Below are 22,642 nucleotides of genomic sequence, written 5' to 3' on the forward strand. Positions count from 1 at the left end.
CGGCCGGTGCCATACGACTGACATACGCGGTTCACAAACCGCCCGTCACGGGCCGCCGGGGCCGTGCGGGTGCTCCAGGAAGTCCTCCACCACCGGGCGGAACAGCTCCGGTTCGTCCACCCACGGGTAGTGGCCCACGCCGTGCAGCGGCCGGGAGCGCCCGGCCGGGAACGACTCCGCGACCAGCTCCCCGGCCCGTACGCCGGTCACCGCGTCCCGGTCCCCGGTGATCACCAGTGCCGGGCACGGCACCTCGCGCAGCCGCGCCAGCACCGCGCGGCGGCCCGCCTCGTCCACGCCCTGCCAGAAGCCCGCGCGCGGCACCGGGTTCAGCTGTTCGCCCTCGCTCCGCGCATGCGCCTGCTGGGGCTCGTCCCAGCGGCCGTACGCCATCGGGGCGGCCCGCAGCAGCAGCTCCCGCACCTCGGCGAGGTCGGTGGTGTCCGGCAGCATCTGGATCGCCACGTACGCCTCCTGCCACCACGGCTCGTCGGCGCGCGACTCGAAGATCTCCCGGGCGTCCTCGGGCAGTTCGCCCTGCATGCGGGCGCCCGGGCAGACCAGGATCAGATGGGTGAGGCGTTCCGGGTGGGCCGCCGCGTACGCCTGCGCCGTGGCCGCCGCCGCGTCGTGGGCGAGCAGCGCGAAGCGGGTGAGGCCGAGGTGGCGGCGGAGCGCCTCCAGGTCCTCGGCGAGGCCCGGGAACGCGTAACCGCTCGGATCGGCGGCGGGCGGCGAGTCCCCGGTGCCGCGGCTGTCGGGGATGACCAGGGTGCGGTGCGCGTCGAGGCCGCCGAGGTCGCCCAGGTACGCGGCGTTCCGCCCCGGCCCGCCCGCCAGGCAGATCAGCGGCGGCCGCGCGGAGCCGTCGCGGGCCTCCAGGACGCGGTAGGCCAGCTCCGTTTGGTCGTACGACGTGTAGTGCGGCATAGGGTCAGCCTGCCTGATCAGAGGGGCATCGGCGATGTGACCGCCGAGATCGGGTGCGGTAGGAGGGGTGGGCGAGGCGGGATGACGCAAAAGCGCCGGGAGGGTCGATGTTCCGTTCCCCCAAAACGCGCTTATGTTTTCCCCCTATGATGTCCGTGTGTTCGATTCCCGGCACATCAGGACGTTCCACGAGGTGGTCCGCGCCGGTTCCTACTCGGCCGCCGCCCGCGAGCTGGGCTATACCCAGCCGGCCATCACGCAGCAGATGAAGGCGCTCGAACGGACCGTCGGCAGCCCGCTGTTCATCCGCGTCGGCCGCGGCATGCGGCTCACCGAGGCGGGCGAGACGCTCGCCCGGCACGCCAACACCATCCTCTCCTCCATCTCCACGGCCCAGGCGCAGATGAACGCCATCACCAGGCTCCGCGCCGGCCGGGTCCGGGTGTGCGCCTTCCCCAGCGCCAACGCCACGCTCATCCCCGAGGCCATGGCCCGCCTCGCCGCCGCCCACCCCGGGGTGCGGGTCGACCTGCTGGAGGGCGAGCCGCCGGACTCGCTCGACCGGGTCGTACGCGGCGAATGCGACATCACCCTCGCCTTCACCTATCCGGGGCTGCGCGAGGAGACGCCCCCCGAACTCGTCGAGATCCCGCTGATGGAGGACCAGCTGACCGTCCTGCTGCCGACCGGGCATCCGCTGGCCCGGCGGCGCGCCGTCAAGCTGGCCGAGCTGAGCGGGGAGCGGTGGATCGCCGGGTGCCTGCGCTGCCGCGCCAACTTCCTGCACGAATGCGCCGAGCAGGGCTTCGCGCCGGACATCGCCTTCACCACCGACGACAACCTGGTGGTGCAGAGCATGGTCGCGGCCGGGCTCGGCGTCGCGATGATGCCGGGCCTGGTCCTGTCCTTCCTGTGCCACAGCAGGGTCACCGGGCGCGCCCTCGAACCGGCGTCGCGGCGCCATGTCTCCGCGTACGTGCTGCGGGAGCACCTGGAGATCCCGGCGACGGCGCGGGTGCTGGAGGAACTGAAGACGGTGGCGGGAAACCGGGTCGGCTGCTGACGGCCCATCGAGAGCCGCGAACAAGGGCCCATATATAAGCGGAAGTTGGCCCCCGGTCAACAATCTGTCGTTGGACGTGATGGATGGTCCGTCCGCACGCTGCCGATATGACCACCGCGTATCCGTCCTTTCGTGTCACGGCCCCCCTCGGCGCCTTCGTCGACGGCGTCCGCGAGGCCGTCGGACGCGGCCTGCCGCCCGATGTGACCGCCTACCTGGTGGGCGAACGCCTCGCCCCCTACCTCGGCGCGGCCGATCTGCTCACCCCCGCCCAGCGCGAGGGCGACCCCGACCGCTACCGCCAGCACGTCCTGCACGCCGAACCCGACGGCAGCTTCTCCGTCGTCGCCCTGGTGTGGCTGCCCGGTCAGCGCACCGCCGTCCACGACCATGTGTCCTGGTGCGTCACCGGCGTCCACGAGGGCGAGGAGCACGAACGCCGCTACCGCCTCGTGCCCGACGGCCCGGCCTCCCGGCTGGTCGCCGTGGAGGACGTGATCAACCCGCGGGGCGCGGTCTGCGGCTTCGCTCCGCCCGGCGATATCCACAGGGTGTGGAACGCCTGCGGCACCAAGGCGATCTCGATCCACGTCTACGGCGCGGACATCGTGCGGCTGGGCAGCAGCGTTCGCCGGGTGTACGAGGCCCCCGTGGTGGACGAGCTGTGACCGGGCCCGGGCGGTACGAGGCCACCGGGGTGACGGCATGGCGGTGACCGGGGCGCGAGCGGCGCACACCGCGACCGGGGCGCCCGTGCTCCCCCAGGGCCGGATACCCGTCCCCGCGTACGGTCTCGGGCTGGCCGCCTGCGGGGTCGCGGTCGCGTGGGGAGTGCACCGGGCGCTGCCCGCCGTACCCCTGCTCACCGCCGCCGTCGTGCTCGGCATCGGCGCCGCGCATCTGCCCGGCACCCGGGGGCTCGTACGGGGCCGCTGCCGGGCCGGGCTCTCCCTCGCCGGGAAGCGGCTGATGCGGCTCGGCATCGTGCTGCTCGGCCTGAAGCTCAGCCTGGACGACGTCCTCGGCCTCGGCTGGGCCACCGTCGCGATGGTGTTCTGCGTGGTCGCCGCCACCTTCGGCGGCACCTGGTGGCTCGGACGCCGGATGGGGCTGCGCGGCGACCAGCCGCTGCTGATCGCCACCGGCTATTCCATCTGCGGCGCGTCCGCGATCGGCGCGGTCGCCGAGGTGTCCGACAGCGACGAACGGGACGTGGCCACCTCCGTCGCGCTCGTGACGCTGTGCGGCACGCTCGCCATCGCCGTACTGCCCCTGCTCCAACACCCCCTGGACCTCGCCGACGCGCAGTTCGGCCGCTGGGTGGGCGCGAGCGTGCACGACGTGGGCCAGGTCGTGGCGGCCGCGCAGACCGCCGGGCCCGCGGCGCTGAAGGAGGCGGTGCTGGTCAAGCTGATGCGGGTGGCGCTGCTCGCCCCGCTCGTCGCCGCGCTCGCCGTATCCGTACGGGCGCGGGCCGGAGTTCGGCGCGCCACCGCGGCGGCCCGGCGGCCCCCGCTGGTGCCGCTCTTCGTGGCCGGGTTTCTCGTCATGGTCGCGCTGCGCAGCACCGGGCTGCTGCCCGGCGCCGCCCTGGACGCCGCCGCCACCGGCCAGGAACTCCTGCTCGCCGCCGCCCTCTTCGGCCTGGGCAGCGCGGTCCACCTGCCCTCCCTCACCCGCACCGGCGCCCGGGTCGCGGCGCTGGGCCTGTGCGCCTGGGGAGTGATCGCGGGCGTCTCGTACGCGGGTGTGCTGCTCACGACGTGACGTGACGTACTAGGACTCATGGCCGAGGCACATCACGACCTCCGACAGGTGTCACACGGCGCCACGGCTCTTACGCTGACCGCCATGACCGCTCTCGACCCGCCCGACGCCGATACAGCCGATGTCACCGATGTCGCCGATACAGCGGACAGCGCAGGCATCGCGGACGACACCATCCTCGGCCGCCGCCACCGCGCGCTGACCCTCGGCATCATCACCGTCGTCTCCCTCATCGCCTTCGAGGCGAGCGCGGTCAACACCGCCATGCCGATCGCGGCCCGCGCCCTGGACGGCGTCGAGCTGTACGCGTACGCCTTCTCCGCCTACTTCACCGCGAGCCTCTTCACGATGGCGCTGTCGGGGGAGTGGTGCGACCGCAAGGGTCCGCTCGCGCCGCTGTTCGGCGGCATCGTGGCGTTCGGCGCGGGGCTGGTGGTCGCGGGGACGGCGCAGCAGATGTGGATGTTCGTGGGCGGGCGCGCCGTCCAGGGCATCGGCGGCGGGCTGGTGATCGTCGCCCTGTACGTCGTCGTCGGCCGGGCCTATCCGCAGCGGCTCCAGCCCGCCATCCTGGCGTCCTTCTCCGCCGCGTGGGTGCTGCCGGTCATCGTCGGGCCGGTCGTCGCCGGGACCGTCACCGAACAGGCCGGGTGGCGCTGGGTGTTCCTGTCCATCCCGGTGCTGATCGTGCTGCCGCTCGCGGTGATGCTCCCCGCCCTGCGCACCCTGCCACCCGGCGGCCGCTCCCCGGGCATGGACCGCCGCCGGATCCTCCTCGCGCTGGCCGTCGCGGGCGGCGCCGGGCTGCTCCAGTACGCGGCCCAGGACCTGGCCTGGTACTCCCTCCTCCCGGCCGCCGCCGGGCTCGCCCTGCTCGTGCCGTGCGTGCTGCGGCTGCTCCCCGCGGGCACCTTCCGCGCCGCCCGGGGGCTGCCGTCGGTGGTGCTGCTGCGCGGGGTCGCGGCGGGAGCCTTCCTGGGCGCGGAGAGCTTCGTCCCGCTGATGCTGGTCACCCAGCGCGGCCTGTCCGCGACCGCCGCCGGGCTCACCCTCGCGGGCGGCGGGCTGACCTGGGCGCTCGGCTCGTACACCCAGAGCCGGGCCCGGCTGGAGCCGTACCGGGAGCGGCTGATGGGTCTTGGCATGCTGCTGATCGCCGTGGCCATCGCCCTGGTGCCGCTCGCGCTCGCCGACTCCGTACCGGTGTGGTCCGTCGCCGTCGCGTGGGTGGTCGGCGGCTACGGGATGGGGATGGTCATCTCCAGCGCCAGCGTGCTGATGCTGAAGCTGTCCGGCCCCGCGGACGCGGGCAGCAACTCCTCCTCGCTCCAGGTCTCCGACGCGCTCGGCAACATCACCCTCGTCGGGGTGAGCGGCGTCCTCTTCGTCGCCTTCGGCGGCGGCGCGATCGCCCCCACCCACGACGCGAACACCACCCCGGCCGCCGCCTCCTCCCACCCCGCGGCCTTCGCCGCCGTGTACGCGGCGATGGCGGCCGTGGCCCTGGTCGGGGCCTGGGTGACCACCCGCCTGCGACCGCGTCCGGCACGGCCCTGACCCCGGGGGCGAGGTGTGAGCCTGGTCCCACCCTCGGGTGGGATCGGGACGTACCCCCGAAGCGTGAAGGGCGGCACCGGTAGGCTGACGCGGTTCCCGATCGACCCCGCCGAGCCAGCCCTGACGGAGACCGTGAGTACTACTGCCGCCTCCACCAGCCATCACCTCTCGCCCGCCTTCCCCGGACGGGCGCCCTGGGGTACCGCGAGCAAGCTGCGCGCCTGGCAGCAGGGCGCGTTGGACAAGTACATCGAGGAGCAGCCGCGGGACTTCCTCGCGGTCGCGACCCCCGGGGCCGGTAAGACGACGTTCGCGCTGACGCTCGCCTCCTGGCTGATGCACCACCACGTCGTCCAGCAGGTCACCGTGGTCGCGCCCACCGAGCATCTGAAGAAGCAGTGGGCCGAGGCCGCCGCCCGCATCGGCATCAAGCTGGACCCGGAGTACAGCGCGGGCCCGCTGAGCCGGGAGTACCACGGCATCGCCATCACCTACGCGGGCGTCGGCGTCCGGCCCATGCTGCACCGCAACCGGATCGAGCAGCGCAAGACGCTCGTCATCCTCGACGAGATCCACCACGCCGGTGACTCCCGCTCCTGGGGCGAGGCCTGCCTGGAGGCGTTCGAGCCCGCGACCCGCCGGCTCGCGCTCACCGGCACGCCCTTCCGGTCCGACACCAACCCCATCCCCTTCGTCACCTACGAAGAGGGCGACGACGGCATCCGCCGCTCCTCCGCCGACTACACCTACGGCTACGGCAACGCGCTGAACGACGGCGTCGTGCGGCCCGTCATCTTCCTCTCCTACAGCGGCAACATGCGCTGGCGCACCAAGGCGGGCGACGAGATCGAGGCGCGGCTCGGCGAGCCGATGACCAAGGACGCGGTCTCGCAGGCGTGGCGCACCGCGCTCGACCCGCGCGGCGACTGGATGCCGAACGTGCTGCGCGCCGCCGACCACCGGCTGACCGAGGTCCGCAAGGCCATCCCGGACGCGGGCGCCCTCGTCATCGCCTCCGACCAGGACTCCGCGCGCGCGTACGCCAAGCTGATCCGCGAGATCACCGGCGCCAAGGCCACCCTGGTGCTGTCCGACGAGGACGCCGCCTCGCGGCGCATCGAGGACTTCACCCACTCCGACGACCGCTGGATGGTCGCGGTCCGCATGGTGTCGGAGGGCGTGGACGTGCCGCGCCTCGCGGTCGGGGTGTACGCGACGACCATCTCCACCCCGCTGTTCTTCGCCCAGGCCGTCGGCCGTTTCGTACGGTCGCGGCGGCGCGGCGAGACCGCGTCCGTCTTCCTGCCCACCATCCCGAACCTGCTCGGCTTCGCCAACGAGATGGAGGTCGAGCGCGACCACGTCCTCGACAAGCCGAAGAAGGAGGGTGAGGAGGAGAACCCGTACGCGGAGGAGGAGAAGCTCCTCGAAGAGGCCGAGAAGCAGCAGGACGAGGACACCGGAGACCAGGACCAGCTGCCTTTCGAGGCGCTGGAGTCGGACGCGGTCTTCGACCGGGTGCTGTACGACGGGGCCGAGTTCGGCATGCAGGCGCACCCGGGCAGCGACGAGGAGCAGGACTACCTCGGCATCCCCGGGCTCCTCGAACCCGACCAGGTGCAGATGCTGCTCCAGAAGCGGCAGGCCAAGCAGATCGCGCACAGCCGCAAGAAGCCGGACGCGGAGGCGGATCTGCTGGAGATGCCGGCCGAGCGGCGTCCTGTGGTCACCCACAAGGAGCTGCTGGAGCTGCGGAAGCAGCTCAACACGCTGGTGGGGGCGTACGTCCACCAGAGCGGCAAACCGCACGGCGTGATCCACACCGAGCTGCGCCGGGTCTGCGGCGGGCCGCCGAGCGCGGAGGCGACGGCGGGGCAGATCCGCGAGCGCATCAAGAAGGTGCAGGAGTGGGCCACCCGGATGCGGTGACGCGGACGCGGCGACGGGGTGACGTACCGCGCTGTGACCCATGGCCAAGGGACATCCCGGCAGCGCATGCCGTGTTGTGTGCGGTGAGCGAGGGATCTGCTCGGATTCTGGACAACTACTTCCGCTGAGCGGACCCGCTCGCTACGGTTCGTGCACGCACACGCCCTGTGGCAGCCTCGCCGCGGAGTGCAGCCGGTGCGTACCACCGCGACCGGCGGAGCACCTTCGCGGGGAGCCGCCCATTCATCACCGAGGAGGGGGCGTCGTGACCGCGGAGACCTCACAGACGCTCGACCGGGGACTGCGTGTCCTGAAACTGCTCGCCGACACCGACCACGGGCTGACCGTGACCGAGCTGTCCACCAAGCTCGGCGTCAATCGCACCGTGGTCTACCGGCTGCTGGCCACCCTCGAACAGCACTCCCTGGTCCGCCGGGACATCGGCGGACGGGCCCGGGTCGGGCTCGGGGTGCTGCAGCTCGGCCGCCAGGTGCATCCGCTGGTGCGGGAGGCGGCGCTGCCCGCGCTGAGGTCCCTCGCCGAGGACATCGGCGCCACCGCCCACCTCACCCTGGTCGACGGCACCGAGGCGCTCGCCGTCGCGGTCGTCGAGCCGACCTGGACCGACTACCACGTCGCCTACCGGCCCGGATTCCGGCACCCGCTGGACCGGGGCGCCGCCGGGCGGGCGATCCTCGCCGCCCGCGCGGGCCGCCCCGACGACCCCGGGTACGCGCTCACCCACGGCGAGCTGGAGGCGGGCGCGAGCGGCGCGGCCGCCCCGCTGATCGGGGTGACCGGTCTGGAGGGCAGCGTGGGCGTGGTGATGCTGTGCGACGCGGTGCCGGAGCGGGTCGGCCCCCGGGTGGTGGACGCGGCGCGGGAGGTCGCGGACGCCCTGCGGTGACGGTCGGCCTGCGGTGACGGTCGGCCGCGCTGACCGGGGCGCCGCGTCATCCATCCCGCCGGTCAACTAAATTCACACCTATGCCTGCCGTCTCCCCCCGCGCCCTCTCTCCCCGCGCCAGGATCCTCGCCGTGTGCGCCGCGCTGATCATCGCCCTGTTCGCGGTCGCCGCGCTCGCCCCCCTGCCGTTCACCGTCGCCCAGCCGGGCAGCACCGTGAACGTCCTCGGTGCGAACGGTGGCAAGCAGGTGATCACCATCTCGGGGAGCGACACCCGTAAGACCAAGGGCCAGCTGCGGATGACGACGATCGCCGCGACCGGCCCGGAGGCCACGGTCCGGCTGGGGGACGTGGTCAGCGGCTGGTTCCGCACCGACCGCGCCGTGCTGCCGCGCGAGGCGGTGTACGTGGGCGACACGACCAAGGAGATCGAGCAGCACAACGCCGACGAGATGCGGAAGTCGCAGAACACGGCCACCAGCGCCGCCCTCGGCTACCTCCACAAGTCGCCCGGCGACGTCAAGGTGAAGCTGCGCCTCGCGGACGTGGGCGGACCCAGCGCCGGGCTGCTGTTCTCCCTCGGCATCGTCGACAAGCTGGACGGCAACGGCCGCGGCGGCGACCTCACCGGCGGCCGCACGATCGCGGGCACCGGCACCATCGACGCGGGCGGCAAGGTCGGCGCGGTGGGCGGCGTCCCGCTCAAGACCCAGGCCGCCAAGCGGGACGGCGCGACGGTCTTCCTGGTCCCCAAGGCCGAGTGCAAGGACGCCGAGGCCGAGCAGCCCAAGGGCCTGCGGCTGATCCCCGTCACCACCCTCGACGGCGCCGTAAAGGCCCTGAACGACCTCCAGTCGGGCGGCGCGGTCCCGCACTGCTAATCGAGCTGTGGCAGGGAGGGCATACGCGGCGTCGCCAGCCGCAGCCCGACCTCCACGAGCCGCCAGCCGAGCCGGGTCCGCAGCAGATGCGTGTGCTGCGGCCTGCGCGGGGCCTCGCGCCGGAGTTGCCGGGCGCGCAGGTGGTGCAGTAAGTGGTGGACGTAGTCGTCGTACATTCGCTCTCCCCCCAGGGATCGGGTCAGTCCTCTTCGCGCGGGAAGCCGTGCAGATGGACGCGGTACCGGGCGGAGTGCGCGGCGTCCGGGTCGACCTCTTTCTCGCGGTAGCTGTTGATCACTTCGTGCACTTTTTCGATCATGTCCCGCGCGAGTGCGGGCGTGAGGCGCAGGGTGAAGTCGCTGACGTCGGAGTTCTCGCGCCACTCCGAGGGCCATTCATGCATCGTGCCGAGCCAGGTGGACAGCTCATGGCCGTGAATGGTGGCCCACTCGTGCAGCAGGGTGTTCATGGCGCCGCGCACGGACGGGTCGTGGTGGCGCAGCAACTCCTCGGTGCCCGCCTTCGTCGTGGCGTGCGCCGCCTTCCACCACCGCTCGCGCCCCTTGCCGCGCTCCGGGTCGTCCATGACGAAGCCATGGGCGGCCAGCTGCCGCAGGTGGTAGCTGGTGGCGCCGCTGGACTCGCCCAGCCGGTTGGCCAGTTGGGACGCGGTGGCGGGCCCGTACTCGCGCAGCGCGCCGAGCAGCCGCAGGCGCAGGGGATGGGCGAGCCCGCGCAGGGAGCGGGCGTCGAGTACCCGTACGTCCTCGGCTGCGTCGTCGTCGCTCTCGGCCATGTGGAGCAGAGTAAGCGTGCAAAGACTCCTTTGCAACGGGTTTTTTGCACCCCCCTCCAGATCAGTCCTCGGCCGCCTGCTGCACCAGGGGGATGATCCGCAGGGGGACCGGGTTCTCCATCACGATCGCCGTCGAGGCGCGGACGATGCCCTCGATGCCCACGACGCGGTCGATCACTCGCTGGAGGTCGGCGTTCGAGCGGGCGACCAGGCGGCAGAGCATGTCGCCCTCGCCGGTGGTGGTGTGCAACTCCAGCACCTCGGGGACACCGGCCAGGTGGGTGCGTACGTCCGGGCCCTGACCCTGCTTGATCTCCAGCGTGGCGAAGGCCGTGACCGGATAGCCCAGGGCCGCAGGGTCCACGTCCGGGCCGAAGCCGCGGATCACGCCCTGGGCGCGCAGCCTGTCCAGCCGCGCCTGCGCGGTGCCGCGGGCGACGCCGAGGCGGCGGGAGGCTTCCAGGACGCCGATGCGTGGCTCCTGGGCGAGGAGTTCGATCAGGCGGGCGTCGAGCGCGTCGATTCCCATGGGACCTCCTGGGGCGTCTGTGATGGTAGTCACTCTGCGCAGAATGCCGCCCCGTTACGGCGCTGCGCTAGGCAATATGCCCAGCGATTTCGGGAACTGTTGCGCACCCTGAGCGGCGGAGAGACGCTGCCCATATGACTGAGATCCTGAACCCCACCCCGACCACCGCGCGGCAGGCAGACCCCTTCCCGGTGAAGGGCATGGATGCGGTCGTCTTCGCCGTCGGCAACGCCAAGCAGGCCGCCCACTTCTACGCCACCGCCTTCGGCATGAAGCTCGTCGCCTACTCCGGACCGGAGAACGGCAGCCGGGAGACCGCCAGTTACGTCCTCGTCTCGGGCAGCGCCCGCTTCGTGTTCACCTCCGTCATCAAGCCGGCCGGCCCCTGGGGGCGCTTCCTCGCCGAGCACGTGGCCGAGCACGGCGACGGCGTGATCGACCTCGCCGTCGAGGTCCCGGACGCGCGGGCCGCGTACGCGTACGCGGTCGAGCACGGCGCCACCGGGATCGAGGAGCCGCACGACGTCAAGGACGAGCACGGGACGGTGGTGCTCGCCTCGATCCGCACGTACGGCGACACCCGCCACACGTTCGTCGAGCGCTCCGGCTACGACGGCCCGTACCTGCCGGGGTACGTCGCCGCCGCCCCGATCGTCCAGGGGCCCGAGAAGAGGTTGTTCCAGGCCATCGACCACTGCGTCGGCAATGTCGAGCTGGGCCACATGGACGAGTGGGTGGCCTTCTACAACCGGGTCATGGGCTTCACCAACATGAAGGAGTTCGTCGGCGACGACATCGCCACCGAGTACTCCGCCCTGATGTCGAAGGTCGTCGCGGACGGCACCCGCAAGGTCAAGTTCCCCCTGAACGAGCCCGCGGTGGGGAAGAAGAAGTCGCAGATCGACGAATACCTGGAGTTCTACGGCGGCCCCGGCGTCCAGCACATCGCCCTCGCCACGAACGACATCGTCGCGACGGTCCGCGCGATGCGCGCGGCGGGCGTCCAGTTCCTGGACACGCCCGACTCGTACTACGAGACGCTGGGGGAGTGGGTCGGGGACACGCGCGTGCCGATCGAGACCCTGCGGGAGCTGAAGATCCTCGCGGACCGGGACGAGGACGGATACCTGTTGCAGATCTTCACCAAGCCGGTCCAGGACCGGCCGACGGTCTTCTTCGAGATGATCGAGCGGCACGGGTCGATGGGCTTCGGCAAGGGGAACTTCAAGGCGCTGTTCGAGGCGATCGAGCGCGAGCAGGAAAAGCGCGGCAACCTCTGATCACCGCTACTGACCGTGCCGGGCCCTCTGGGTTCCGGCACGTCAGCCCGCCCATCGCCCCGACAGGAAGGCGAGGGTGAAGACCGTGCTCACGGGCGCGACGAGGCAGTAGTAGACGGTCCTGACCCGGGGCGTGCGCAGGCTCCAGCCCGCCAGGCCGATCCACAGGGGCCACCACAGCAGGGTGGAGCGGGGGATCGACATGAACCAGTACGAGGTGCCCAGCGCCCACAGCGTGACGCCGATGTAGACGGCCTCGGCCCAGCGGCGCCGCCACAGCAGCACACCGAGGACGACGAGTCCGAGGACCATGGCCACGAGTTCGGCCTGGAACATGGCGGCGTATCCGGTGGTCTGCGTCTGGTCGAAGGCCGCCTGCCAGGTGTGGGACCAGCCCTCCCAGGGAGTGTGGAAGGTGCGGAACCAGCCGCGCTCCTGGGCATGCTTCCAGGCCATCCAGTCGCCGGTGTGCGCGTGCAGATACCAGCTGTATAAGCCGGCGGGGAGCGCGGGCAGGGCCAGCCAGGGCAGCGACCGCCAGTGACCGCGGGCCCGGGCGGCGCTCAGGACGAAGTGGACGGCGATGGCGGCGGCGACGAAGAGGCCGCTGACCCGCACGGTGGTGGCCAGGGCGGTCAGCAGGGCGGCGGCGGCCCAGCGGTGCCGCTGGGCGGCGAGCCAGCCGGGCAGGGCGAACGCGAGGAACAGCGCCTCGGTGTAGCCGACGGCCAGGAAGACCGCACACGGTGACAGCAGGAAGAACAGCACGGCGCGCCGGTCGCCGTCCGGGCCGGGCAGATACAGCCGGGCGATCCGGGCCAGCGCCAGGACGCCGACGGCCCCGGCGGCGAAGGAGATCAGCAGCCCGGCCGCGGACCAGTTCGGGATGACGGTGTGCAGGGCGCGCAGCAGCATCGGGAAGCCGGGGAAGAACGCCTCGCGGCTGTCCCATTTCCTGTCCCAGGGGCCGCTCTCCCCGGGGAAGTAGCCGTCGCGCGCGATGTGGAGGTAGTGCCCCCAGTCCCACCGCTCGAAGGGTTCGAGGAGGGAGGAGGGCTCGTGCGCGCCGCCGTTCCCGGGGAACAGCCACCGCACGCAGTAGGCGCTGATCCAGAGGGATATTCGGGTCAGCAGATACAGCCACAGCACCTCGCGGTCGCCCGGGGCCAACCGGGCGCGGCGTATGAGCCGCCGACGGGGCGAGGGCCGCTCGCGCGGTGCGGAGGACCACGTGGGGCGGCCGGGCGCGGCGCTGGGCGTGGCGGGGCGCGGTTCGGGCGGGGCGACTGACATACGGGATCTTTCGCGTAGAAGTGAGGGTACGGAGCCGCCCGGGGACAGCCGACGGGCCACGGGTGGGTGCGGATCAGGGAGCGTTCGCCCCTGGGGGAGACGTCGTCCTGGGCGGGTACGTCACGCCGCCGGTCCCCTCCGTTGTGGGGCGACCCCTCGACGGGGGCGGGGTGGGCGCCCCGGACGACGGAAGGCCCGTCGACGGAGGGCCGGAGCGTGGATGCCCGGACGAGGGGCTGGTGGCAGGGGCGGTGGGCGGCGGCGTGCCCGGCAGGAGGGTTGCCGCCGCCGCGCCGCCGCCCGCGAGGACCAGGCAGGCCCCCGCCGCCAGGGCGGCGAGGCGGCGCCGGTGCGCCCGTCTGCCGCGCTCGGCGATGTACGCCACGGGCGCCGCACCGGCCCGGACCTGCCCGACGTCGGCAGCCTGCCGGAACATCGTCCGCAGCGGATCCTGGATCTCAGACATCGGAGACCTCCTCGATGCGCGGGTCCTGGAGGCGCTGGGCGAGCGCGGTGCGTCCGCGGACCAGGTGCGTCTTGACGGTGCTGGTGGACAGGCCGGTCTCACCGGCGATCTGCTCGACGGTGAGATCGCACAGGTAGTGCAGGGTGAGCGAGCGCCGCTGCTGGGGCGGGAGTTCGCGCAGCGCGTCGACCAGCACCACCTGGTCCGGTCCGGGACCCTCGACATGCGGTGGTGAGACGCCGCCGCGATGCCAGGCGTCCGCCGTGCGCCGCCGGAAGCGCCACCGGCTCACCGCCAGCCGCCAGGCGACCGTACGGATCCATGCCTCGGGCCGGCCGTCGCGGTCCAGCTGCCGTCGCCGGCTCCACCCCCTGACGAACGCCTCCTGCACGACGTCCTGCGCCTCGTGCAGGTCGCCGAGCATCACGTACAGCTGCCCCGTGAGACGTGTGACCGCCTGGGCGTAGAACTCTTCGAACTCCTCGACGGTCACCTGTCACTCCCGGGTCTCTGCCTTCGCCGGGTATACGCCCGCCGTCCGGCATTCGGTCTACCTCAACCGGGAGGAAAGAGAGTGATACAGCACACAATGCGCCGCTGATGCCAGAAAAAGGGAACACCAGCTCGGCCGGAGAATCGCACCGTCTACACTCACGGCGTTCCTATGTCCACACCAACACGGTGTGTTCCCTTGGGAGTTGTTGAGGTCACATGCAGACGGACAAGTACGCCGCGGGTCGGTTGACAAGGCGTAGATTCGCCCTGGCCGGTGGCGCCGCCGCCGCGGGCGCGCTCGGGGCGTTCGCGGTACGTCCCACCGAGGCCCACGCCGCCGAGGCCGGGGGCGCCGCCGAGGCCGCCGTCGGCGGCCGGTTCGACCTCTCGGTGCCCTCCACGCAGCTGATCCGCGAGAAGGCGGCGCACAACGACACCGTCATGCAGTCCTTCGCGTTCGACGACGCAGGCGGCCACCTCTACACGATCCAGCTGATGCAGGGCGGCATCCGGCTCAGCGGCGAATCCGCCCCCGTCTCCGGCGCCGACCGGGCCGCGCGCGGCGACATGTGTATCACCCGGATGTCCCTCACCGGCAGCGAGCTGGGCCACATGTACGTCAGGGGCTTCGGCCACGGCGTCTCCATCGGCTGCGAGCCGGTCGGCGCCACCGCCTACCTGTGGACCGAGTCGGACGCCAACCCCGAGTCCGGCTACGGGCGCGCCATCAGCCGGTTCCCGTTCAAGGACGGCACCGTCCTCGACAGCGGCGCCTCCGGCCTGGCCACCCACCGCCCGGTGGCCGGTTCGACCAGCAACCAGCCCGCCGTCGACATGCTCAACAAGCGGCTGCTGCTGCGCTACCGCCAGGGCGGCGAGGCCCGCTACCGGCTGATGAGCCTGGCCGGGGTCACGGCGGGCGACTACTCCGCGGTGTACGACATACCCCAGACGGGCGTCGAGGACGGCGAGGTCTTCCAGGGCTTCACGGTGCTCGGCGACTACGTCTACCAGCTCACCGGGACCGCGTACTCCGACGAGAACGGCCCCAACCCGCCCTCCGGCCACGGCAACGCCCAGGTCTCCTGCGTCGATCTGCGCACCGGCGAGCTGGTCCAGCGGGCCCGCACCGAGGCCGGGTACTCGCTCGACTACCGCGAGCCCGAGGGCATGGCCGTCCAGCTCACCAGCCCGCGCAGGCTGTGCATGGGCTTCGCCTCCGCCCTGACCGGCCCCCGCAAGGTGAGCGTCTACTACAAGCCACAGTGAACGCGCACTGACCCACTCGCCGCACTGATCTTCCCTGGCGCCCGGCCGGGTGCGAGCCTGGAGGCATGACCGACCTCATCGAGTCGCTGCGGGAGGGCCTCCCCGAGGAGGCAGTGCTCACCGACCCCGATGTCACGGCGGCGTACGCCAACGACATGGCGAGCTTCTGCGACGCGGGCGCGCCCGCCGCGGTCGTCCTCCCCCGCACCGTCGAACAGGTGCAGCACGTGTGCCGTACGGCGACGGCGCTGGGCGTGCCCATCGTCCCGCAGGGCGCGCGCACCGGCCTGTCGGGCGCGGCCAACGCGTCCGACGGCTGCATCGTGCTGTCCCTGATCAAGATGGACCGCATCCTGGAGATCAACCCGGTCGACCGGATCGCGGTCGTCGAACCGGGCGTGGTGAACGCGGCGCTGTCGCGCGCGGTGCTGGAGAAGGGCCTCTACTACCCGCCGGACCCCAGCAGCTGGGAGCAGTGCACCATCGGCGGCAACATCGGCACGGCGTCGGGCGGGCTGTGCTGTGTGAAGTACGGCGTGACCGCCGAGTACGTCCTCGGCCTGGACATCGTCCTCGCCGACGGCCGCCTGCTGTCCACCGGCCGCCGCACCGCCAAGGGCGTCGCGGGCTACGACCTGACCCGCCTCTTCGTCGGCTCCGAGGGGAGCCTCGGCATCGTCGTACGGGCCGTCCTGGCGCTCAAGCCCGCCCCGCCCGAACAGCTCGTCCTGGCCGCCGAGTTCCCCTCCACCGCGGCCGCCTGCGACGCGATCTGCCGCATCATGGAGCGCGGCCATGTGCCCTCGCTGCTGGAGCTGATGGACCGTACGAGCGTGCGCGCCGTCAACGCGCTGGGCGACATGGGGCTCCCCGAGACCACCGAGGCCCTGCTGATGGCCGCGTTCGACACCCCGGACCCCGCGGCCGACCTGGCCGCCGTGGGCGAGCTGTGCACGGCCGCCGGGGCGACCGAGGTGGTCCCGGCGGACGACGCGGCCGAGTCCGACCTGCTGCTCCAGGCCCGCCGCATGACGCTGACCGCGCTGGAGGCGGTCAAGGGCGTCACGATGATCGACGACGTCTGCGTGCCGCGCTCCCGCCTCGCCGAGATGATCGACGGTACGGCGGCCATCGCCGAGAAGTACGACCTCACGATCGGCGTCGTGGCCCACGCCGGCGACGGCAACACCCATCCGACGGTCTGCTTCGACCCCGCGGACCCGGACGAGTCACGGCGGGCGCGTGAATCGTTCGACGAGATCATGGCGCTGGGCCTGGAGCTGGGCGGCACGATCACGGGCGAGCACGGGGTGGGCGTGCTGAAGCGGGAGTGGCTGGCGCGCGAGCTGGGGCCGGTGGGAGTGGAACTGCAGCAGGGGATCAAGCAGGTCTTCGACCCGCTGGGTCTGCTCAACCCGGGCAAACTGTTCTAGCGCTCCGTCACCGGCTTCCCGTATTGACCGCCAAAATGTTGCGAGGCGGTGCCACAGTGGGTACGGGCCACGTGCCCGTCTGATAGACCTTGACAGCGCGCTCCGGGTTGCACTGCGGCAGCGCAGTACAGCAGCACGGCGAGCACAGATACGGGACATCGGAGATCATGAGCGCCCCTTCCTCAGGATCCGCTGACGGCAGCTCCATTCCTGGTTTTTATCCGGATCCGTCCATCCCCAACTACATCCGGTACTGGAACGGCGCGGCATGGGTGCCCGGCACCAGCCGGCCCGCCCCGGCCGAGGGCGAGGCCATGCCCGCAGCGCCGCCCGGAGTCACCCACACCCAGGTCACCAGCCCGGTACCGGACGAGACCGGCCCGATGTTCCTCGACGAGGACCCGCAGCCGCTGCCCGGGGAGGAGACCGGGGGCGCCGCCCTGCCCGAGGTGCGGCGGCGCGCCGAGATGGACATACGGGACGCCGGTACGGGCAGCGTCATGGGCACCGAGCCGGTGCCGCCCGGCGGCACGGCCGCCCCGGTGGACTGGGACGATCCGCAGCGGCTGCACGGCACCCGCCCCGGGGCCGGGGCCGCCTGGCAGGCCGACGCGTCCCGGCAGTCCGGATTCGGCGGCGAGCAGGACCGCCGGATCTCCTGGGGCTCGGAGCCGGAGGCCCCGCGAGCGGGGGTCCCCGACCCGCGCGCCGCGTCGGACAGCGACGGGAGCGGCCGTGGTGAAGGCGGTCACGACCCGGGAACGCTGACGATGCGCGGCGGCGGTACGGGCGGTGCGGGTGCTACGGGCGGTTCGGGTGACCGCAAGGATCGCGCCACCCACGCCCTCCCCGCCGTGAGCGGCACCCCGGAGCTGCCCTCACCCTCGCCCTCGGCCGAGTCCGGTGTGCCGGACGGCACGATGGCGATCCGCGCGCTGCGGCCGACCGGCCGCGACGAGGGCACGATGACGTTCCGTACGCTCGACCGCGACGCCCCGCAGGGCCCCCAGCAGTCGCCCCAGCCCCAGCAGCCTCAGCAGTCCCGACAGCCGCACCAGCAACCACAGCCGCAGCAGCCGCCCCAGCAGCAGCCCTTCGGCGGCATCCCGGCCCAGCCGTCCCACGGCAACCCCGGCTGGCAGCAGCAGGTCCACCACCTCGCCCAGCAACAGCCCCAGCAGCCACCGCAGCCGCAACAGCCGCAACAGGGCCCGCCCGAGAGCGTCATCCCCTGGAAGCCGCCGGTCGACAACCCGTTCCTCCAGGCCGCCCAGGCCCAGGGGCGGCCCGCCGGGCTCGGCCGCCGCTTCTCCGCCCGGCTGATCGACATGATCGTGCTGCTCGCCATCGCCGGCGCGGCCGGGTTCCCCCTGTGGGGGAAGGCCGTGGACCACATCGACGAGAAGGTGGAGACGGCCAAGCAGTCCGGCGAGACCGTCACCGTCTACTTCATCGACGGCACCACCGGCGTATACCTCGCCATCGTGCTGGGCGTGCTGCTGCTCGCCGGGGTCCTCCTGGAGGCACTGCCGACGGCGCTGTGGGGCCGTACCCTCGGCAAGAAGCTGTGCGGGGTACGGGTCCTGGACATCGAGGAGCACGACAAGCCGTCGTTCGGCGCCGCCCTGCGCCGCTGGCTGGTGTACGGGGTGCTCGGGGTCCTGCTGGTCGGCGTGGTGAACGTGCTGTGGTGCCTGGTCGACCGCCCCTGGCGGCAGTGCTGGCACGACAAGGCCGCCCGCACCTTCGTCGCCACGGCGGATTGATCCCGGGAGCGGCGCGGCGGCGCCGCTGAGCTGAGGCGAACCGAGCCCCAAAGGCGCGTTTGGACCATTCGGATCGCCCGAACGGGGCGCGCCGGATGCGATCGCCCTCGATCGGCGGTCGACTCGGGCCATGAGCACCGACCAGCCGCCGCAGCGCGCGAACGGCTCCCCCTACGGCGAACACGACGGCGGGGCCGATCCGCTCGCGGGCATGCCCCCGCTCGCCCACCTCGGCCGCCGCCTGGTCGCCCGGATCATCGACGGGCTGATCATCGGGATCCCCATCGGCCTGATCATGGCCCTGATCTGGGGCACCTACTACCCGATGGGCGACGGCAGCGACGCCCGCTCGTCCGTGTTCACGCTCGTCTCCGTGCTGGCGTACTTCCTCTACGAGGGGCTGATGCTCACCCACTACGGCCAGACCCTCGGCAAGAAGGCGATGAAGATCCGGGTGGCCATGCTGGAGACCGGCGAGCCCCCGGTCGGCAGACCCGGCTGGGCGCGGGCCGCGACCTACGCGCTTCCCGAGATCGTGCCCTGCTGCGGCTTCATCTTCTGGCTGGTCAACGTCTTGTGGTGCACCTGGGACCGGCCGTACAGGCAGTGTCTGCACGACAAGGTGGCCAGGACCGTCGTCGTCTCGACCGAGCCCTGAGCCGTCGGCAGCCGTCGGCCCGCCGAGGGGGGCCCGGAGGGCTGCTGATGTAATCGGGGGCATGAGCCCCGACCCGCTGTCGTCGCCCCCGTCCCCCGACCTCGCCGGGATGCCCCCGCTGGCCACGCCCGGTCAGCGCTTCGTGGCCCGGCTGATCGACGGCCTCGTGCTCGGCGTGATCTGGACGGTGGCCCTCGGGATGACGGGTGCGCTCCAGTACGGCATGGAGCACCCGGGGCAGCAGGATCTCGGCAAGGTGATGGCCGCGTTGATCATCACGATGGCGGTCTATTTCGGCTACGAGGGCACGATGCTGGCCCGCAGTGGTCAGACCCTCGGCAAGAAGGCGATGCGCATCCGTGTGGCGATGCTCTCGGACGGGAACATTCCGGGCGGCCAGGGCTGGGTGCGCGCAGCGGTCTACACACTGCCGGGCCTGCTGATCCCGGTGCTCGTCGGCACCCTGTTCTGGGTGCTGAACGCGGTGTGGCTGCTGTGGGACAAGCCGTTCCAGCGCTGCCTGCACGACAAGGCGGCGCGGACGGTCGTGGTGTCAGCCGTGCAGTGAGTGCTCCCGAGGGGCCTCGGCCACCGCGGACCCGGCCAGCGGGCGGTGGCTGCGCACCGTACGCCCGGCGCGGGCCGGACGGGACACGGGCACGGTGAGGGCTACGAGCAGCCCGAGCGCGAGGCCGGCCACGGTCACCATGCCGACCCCGAGGCCCGAGCGGGTCTCGGACAGCAGCAGCATGGCCAGTGTCGACAGGACGACGGTGGCCGAACCATAGGCGAGCTGGGCAGAAGTCGGACGCGGCATGGCGGGATCCGTCCTCAGGGGGCATCGATATGCGGGGGCATGAGTCGGGCAGAGTGCACCGTCAAAATGACTCTACGGTGCTGGATGCCCCATGGGGAGCGGGACTAAGCGTGACCTCACCCACGGGGGCGGTGCACGGGGGGCGCACGGAATCACCCGCGCGTGCAACCGTGTTTCCGCCCTGCCCGAACGGCACGGCCCGGGGCGTCCGGTAACCGGTACACGACGAACCGGGAAACGTAACGACCCCTCAAGTCCAAGTCAAGGACTGTCTTTTCCCTTGCCTCTCCGGTCAAATGTGCGGCACCGGTGTGTGGAAGGGGAGGAACAAGTGAACAGTCAACGGAGGCCGGTCAGATCGGCCGCTGTGGCAACGGTGGTGGTCGCGCTCGGCGCGGCCGCGCTGTCAACGGGCATCGCCCAGGCGGATGCGCCGTCTACGCGTGTCGAACGCCATGACCCGGCGCCCGCGAAGACGGATGTCGAGCACGATCTGGCGGGTCCGTTCAGCAAGCAGCAGGAGGCGCAGCGCCAGGACGCGCTGCGCCAGGTCATATCCGGGGACAAGGAGACCACGCGGCGCGGCGCGTCGCAGGTGGTGAAGCTCGGCAAGGGCAAGTACGTCGAGCTGGCCCGGGAGAAGACCGACAAGATCTTCACCGTGCTCGTGGAGTTCGGCGACAAGGTCGACGACACCACGATGTACGACCCGGACGGCGCCGACGGCCCCAAGCCGCCGGTGAAGAAGTACGGCGGCGACCCGGGCCCGGCGCACAACACGATCGCCGAGCCGGACCGCAAGGTCGACAACAGCACCGCCTGGCAGAAGGACTACGACCGGAAGCACTTCCAGGACCTCTACTTCTCGGACGCCAAGGGCAAGGAGTCCCTGAAGAAGTACTACGAGAAGCAGTCCTCGGGCCGCTACTCGGTCGACGGCGAGGTCTCCGACTGGGTCAAGGTCGGCTGGAACGAGGCCCGCTACGGCTCCAACTACTGCGGCGACACCAACTGCGCCAACGCCTGGGACCTGATACGCGACGGCGTCAACCAGTGGGCGAAGGACCAGAAGGCGGCCGGCCGCACCGACGCGCAGATCAAGGCGGACCTGGCCCAGTACGACCAGTGGGACCGCTACGACTTCGACGGCGACGGCAACTTCAACGAGCCCGACGGCTACATCGACCACTTCCAGATCGTGCACGCCGGTGAGGACGAGTCCGCGGGCGGCGGCGCCCAGGGCGAGAACGCGATCTGGGCGCACCGCTGGTACGCGTACGGCTCCGACGCCGGGGCAACCGGCCCCGGCGCCAACAAGGCGGGCGGCACCCAGATCGGCGACACCGGCATCTGGGTCGGCGACTACACCATGCAGCCGGAGAACGGCGGCCTCGGCGTCTACGCCCATGAGTACGGCCACGACCTCGGCCTGCCCGACGAGTACGACACCACGGGCAAGGGCGAATCCTCCGTCGCCTACTGGTCGTTGATGTCCGCGGGCTCCTGGCTGGGCACTGGCGAGGACTCCATCGGCGACCTCCCGGGCGACATGTCCGCCTGGGACAAGCTCCAGCTCGGCTGGCTCAACTACGGCACCGCGAAGGCCGGTACGAAGTCCCGGCACACCCTCGGGGTCGCCGAGTACAACACCAAGAACAAGCAGGCGCTGGTCGTCAACCTCCCCGACAAGGCCGTCACCACCGAGATCACCGCACCCGCCGAGGGCGCCAAGCAGTGGTGGAGCGGAATGGGTGACGATCTGAAGAACACCCTCACCCGGTCCGTCGACCTCACCGGCGCGTCCAAGGCGAGCCTGGACCTCCAGGGCTGGTGGGACATCGAGGAGAACTTCGACTACCTCTACACCGAGGTCTCCACGGACGGCGGCGCCAACTGGACGCCGGTCGACGGCACCGCGGACGGCAAGGCCATCACGCGCGACGCGAGCGACAAGCCCGCGCTGACCGGCACCTCCGGGGCGTACCGGAAGCTCTCCTTCCCGCTGGACGCCTACGCCGGCAAGAAGATCGACCTCCGCTTCCGCTACCAGACGGACGGCGGGGTCGCCCAGAAGGGCTTCACCGCCGACGCCCTCACCCTGACCGCGGACGGCAAGCCCGTCGTCACCGACGGCGCCGAGGGCGACGACAACGGCTGGACGGCGGACGGCTTCTCGCGCGTCGGTGCGTCCTTCACCAAGGACTACCCGCAGTACTACCTCGCCGAGAACCGCCAGTACGTCAGCTACGACAAGACCCTCGAGGTCGGCCCGTACAACTTCGGCTGGGCCTCCACCCGCCCCTCCTGGGTCGAGCACTTCCCGTACCAGAACGGTCTGCTGATCTGGCGGTGGGACACCTCGCAGCCGGACAACAACACCGGCGTCCACCCCGGCTCCGGCCTGATCCTCCCGGTCGACGCGCACGCCACCCCGGAGAAGTGGGCGGACGGCACGCTGATGCGCAACCGGATCCAGGCGTACGACTCGACCTTCAGCTGGTACCGGACCGACGGCTTCACCCTCCACAAGGACGGGAAGGCCGCGAAGATCAAGGGCAAGTGGGGTACCCCGGTCTTCGACGACCACAAGGGTACGTACTGGGACAAAACCAATCCCACCGCCGGGGTGCGGGTTGCTGACACCAACACCCGGATCGGGATCCTCTGGGAGCGCCCGGACGGCCAGTCGATGACCGTCCAGGTCGACCCCTCGTCATAACCGCAGGTCAACGCCGTGACGGCCGTCACCCACTAGCGGGCGACGGCCGTTCGCGTTTAGATGCACCCAGACCTTCTTATTGACACC

Annotated in this window: 22 protein-coding genes; 14 read left to right on the plus strand and 8 right to left on the minus strand. The window is 71.6% G+C overall.

From position 1 onward, the window contains the following. Nucleotides 1-45: 45 nt before the first annotated feature. On the minus strand, nt 46-930 hold the full coding sequence (locus ACH4SI_RS38775) for an alpha/beta fold hydrolase (protein WP_398304547.1): 885 nt from the start codon (nt 928-930) through the stop codon (nt 46-48). A 157-nt stretch (nt 931-1,087) separates the two neighbouring features. Here ACH4SI_RS38775 and ACH4SI_RS38780 point away from each other — a divergent pair, with 157 nt between their 5' ends. The 7 genes from ACH4SI_RS38780 (at nt 1,088) to ACH4SI_RS38810 (ending at nt 9,034) form a co-directional block, all read left to right on the plus strand. Further along, nucleotides 1,088-1,993, plus strand: a complete 906-nt coding sequence (locus tag ACH4SI_RS38780) for a LysR family transcriptional regulator (protein ID WP_398304550.1) — start codon at nt 1,088-1,090, stop codon at nt 1,991-1,993. A gap of 107 nt (nt 1,994-2,100) precedes the next feature. Then, entirely contained in the window at nt 2,101-2,661 is a 561-nt protein-coding gene (locus ACH4SI_RS38785; protein WP_398304553.1) for a cysteine dioxygenase, read from the plus strand. A 37-nt stretch (nt 2,662-2,698) separates the two neighbouring features. Further along, complete coding sequence (locus tag ACH4SI_RS38790) at nt 2,699-3,760, plus strand: YeiH family protein (RefSeq protein WP_398304556.1); 1,062 nt, start codon at nt 2,699-2,701, stop codon at nt 3,758-3,760. 84 nt (nt 3,761-3,844) lie between these two features. Continuing rightward, nucleotides 3,845-5,317: an MFS transporter gene (locus ACH4SI_RS38795; RefSeq protein WP_398304559.1), complete on the plus strand. Its 1,473-nt coding sequence runs from the start codon at nt 3,845-3,847 to the stop codon at nt 5,315-5,317. Between the two features lie 132 nt (nt 5,318-5,449). Further along, on the plus strand, nt 5,450-7,246 hold the full coding sequence (locus ACH4SI_RS38800; protein ID WP_398304562.1) for a DEAD/DEAH box helicase: 1,797 nt from the start codon (nt 5,450-5,452) through the stop codon (nt 7,244-7,246). A 265-nt stretch (nt 7,247-7,511) separates the two neighbouring features. Continuing rightward, nucleotides 7,512-8,153 carry an IclR family transcriptional regulator gene (locus tag ACH4SI_RS38805; RefSeq protein WP_123107668.1) on the plus strand — a complete coding sequence of 214 codons (642 nt, stop codon included), beginning with the start codon at nt 7,512-7,514 and terminating at the stop codon, nt 8,151-8,153. Nucleotides 8,154-8,233: 80 nt separating this feature from the next. Then, nucleotides 8,234-9,034, plus strand: a complete 801-nt coding sequence (locus ACH4SI_RS38810) for a S16 family serine protease (RefSeq protein WP_398304566.1) — start codon at nt 8,234-8,236, stop codon at nt 9,032-9,034. On the opposite strand, the gene ACH4SI_RS38815 is transcribed toward ACH4SI_RS38810, so the two are convergent. The 3 genes from ACH4SI_RS38815 to ACH4SI_RS38825 all read right to left on the minus strand — a co-directional run bounded on the left by ACH4SI_RS38815 (nt 9,031) and on the right by ACH4SI_RS38825 (nt 10,359). Next, nucleotides 9,031-9,210, minus strand: a complete 180-nt coding sequence (locus tag ACH4SI_RS38815) for a hypothetical protein (RefSeq protein WP_398304569.1) — start codon at nt 9,208-9,210, stop codon at nt 9,031-9,033. The two genes, ACH4SI_RS38810 and ACH4SI_RS38815, sit on opposite strands and share 4 nt — an antisense overlap. Nucleotides 9,211-9,233: 23 nt before the next feature. Continuing rightward, a complete protein-coding gene (locus ACH4SI_RS38820) occupies nt 9,234-9,830 on the minus strand; it encodes a helix-turn-helix domain-containing protein (protein WP_398304572.1) in 597 nt (198 codons plus the stop codon). A 61-nt stretch (nt 9,831-9,891) separates the two neighbouring features. Next, nucleotides 9,892-10,359, minus strand: a complete 468-nt coding sequence (locus ACH4SI_RS38825; protein ID WP_398304576.1) for an Lrp/AsnC family transcriptional regulator — start codon at nt 10,357-10,359, stop codon at nt 9,892-9,894. Between the two features lie 134 nt (nt 10,360-10,493). Here ACH4SI_RS38825 and hppD point away from each other — a divergent pair, with 134 nt between their 5' ends. After that, a complete protein-coding gene (hppD, locus tag ACH4SI_RS38830) occupies nt 10,494-11,639 on the plus strand; it encodes a 4-hydroxyphenylpyruvate dioxygenase (protein ID WP_398304579.1) in 1,146 nt (381 codons plus the stop codon). Between the two features lie 42 nt (nt 11,640-11,681). On the opposite strand, the gene ACH4SI_RS38835 is transcribed toward hppD, so the two are convergent. The 3 genes from ACH4SI_RS38835 to ACH4SI_RS38845 form a co-directional block, all read right to left on the minus strand. Further along, a complete protein-coding gene (locus ACH4SI_RS38835; RefSeq protein WP_398304582.1) occupies nt 11,682-12,932 on the minus strand; it encodes a mannosyltransferase family protein in 1,251 nt (416 codons plus the stop codon). A gap of 73 nt (nt 12,933-13,005) precedes the next feature. Beyond that, complete coding sequence (locus tag ACH4SI_RS38840; RefSeq protein WP_398304585.1) at nt 13,006-13,398, minus strand: hypothetical protein; 393 nt, start codon at nt 13,396-13,398, stop codon at nt 13,006-13,008. Further along, on the minus strand, nt 13,391-13,891 hold the full coding sequence (locus tag ACH4SI_RS38845) for a SigE family RNA polymerase sigma factor (protein ID WP_398304588.1): 501 nt from the start codon (nt 13,889-13,891) through the stop codon (nt 13,391-13,393). Before ACH4SI_RS38845 ends, ACH4SI_RS38840 begins: the two co-directional genes overlap by 8 nt. A gap of 218 nt (nt 13,892-14,109) precedes the next feature. Between ACH4SI_RS38845 and ACH4SI_RS38850 the strand changes: the two genes are divergently transcribed. The 5 genes from ACH4SI_RS38850 to ACH4SI_RS38870 all read left to right on the plus strand — a co-directional run bounded on the left by ACH4SI_RS38850 (nt 14,110) and on the right by ACH4SI_RS38870 (nt 19,587). Further along, nucleotides 14,110-15,162 (plus strand): teichoic acid biosynthesis protein C, encoded by a 1,053-nt coding sequence (locus ACH4SI_RS38850; protein WP_398304591.1) that lies wholly within the window; start codon nt 14,110-14,112, stop codon nt 15,160-15,162. 65 nt (nt 15,163-15,227) lie between these two features. Next, nucleotides 15,228-16,595: an FAD-binding oxidoreductase gene (locus ACH4SI_RS38855; protein ID WP_398304594.1), complete on the plus strand. Its 1,368-nt coding sequence runs from the start codon at nt 15,228-15,230 to the stop codon at nt 16,593-16,595. A 167-nt stretch (nt 16,596-16,762) separates the two neighbouring features. Further along, entirely contained in the window at nt 16,763-18,361 is a 1,599-nt protein-coding gene (locus ACH4SI_RS38860; RefSeq protein ID WP_398304597.1) for an RDD family protein, read from the plus strand. 130 nt (nt 18,362-18,491) lie between these two features. Next, the gene (locus ACH4SI_RS38865; protein WP_398304600.1) at nt 18,492-19,019 is read left to right on the plus strand and encodes an RDD family protein; all 528 of its coding nucleotides are present in this window, start codon (nt 18,492-18,494) and stop codon (nt 19,017-19,019) included. Nucleotides 19,020-19,080: 61 nt separating this feature from the next. Then, nucleotides 19,081-19,587 carry an RDD family protein gene (locus tag ACH4SI_RS38870; RefSeq protein ID WP_398304603.1) on the plus strand — a complete coding sequence of 169 codons (507 nt, stop codon included), beginning with the start codon at nt 19,081-19,083 and terminating at the stop codon, nt 19,585-19,587. Here ACH4SI_RS38870 and ACH4SI_RS38875 read toward each other — a convergent pair. Continuing rightward, nucleotides 19,573-19,836, minus strand: a complete 264-nt coding sequence (locus ACH4SI_RS38875) for a hypothetical protein (protein ID WP_398304607.1) — start codon at nt 19,834-19,836, stop codon at nt 19,573-19,575. The two genes, ACH4SI_RS38870 and ACH4SI_RS38875, sit on opposite strands and share 15 nt — an antisense overlap. 331 nt (nt 19,837-20,167) lie before the next feature. Here ACH4SI_RS38875 and ACH4SI_RS38880 point away from each other — a divergent pair, with 331 nt between their 5' ends. Further along, nucleotides 20,168-22,555, plus strand: coding sequence for an immune inhibitor A domain-containing protein (locus ACH4SI_RS38880; RefSeq protein ID WP_398304610.1), 2,388 nt, complete (start codon nt 20,168-20,170; stop codon nt 22,553-22,555). Nucleotides 22,556-22,642 lie beyond the last annotated feature (87 nt).

It is taken from the genome of Streptomyces sp. NPDC021212 (genome assembly GCF_044332925.1).
In the GTDB taxonomy this organism is placed as follows: domain Bacteria; phylum Actinomycetota; class Actinomycetes; order Streptomycetales; family Streptomycetaceae; genus Streptomyces.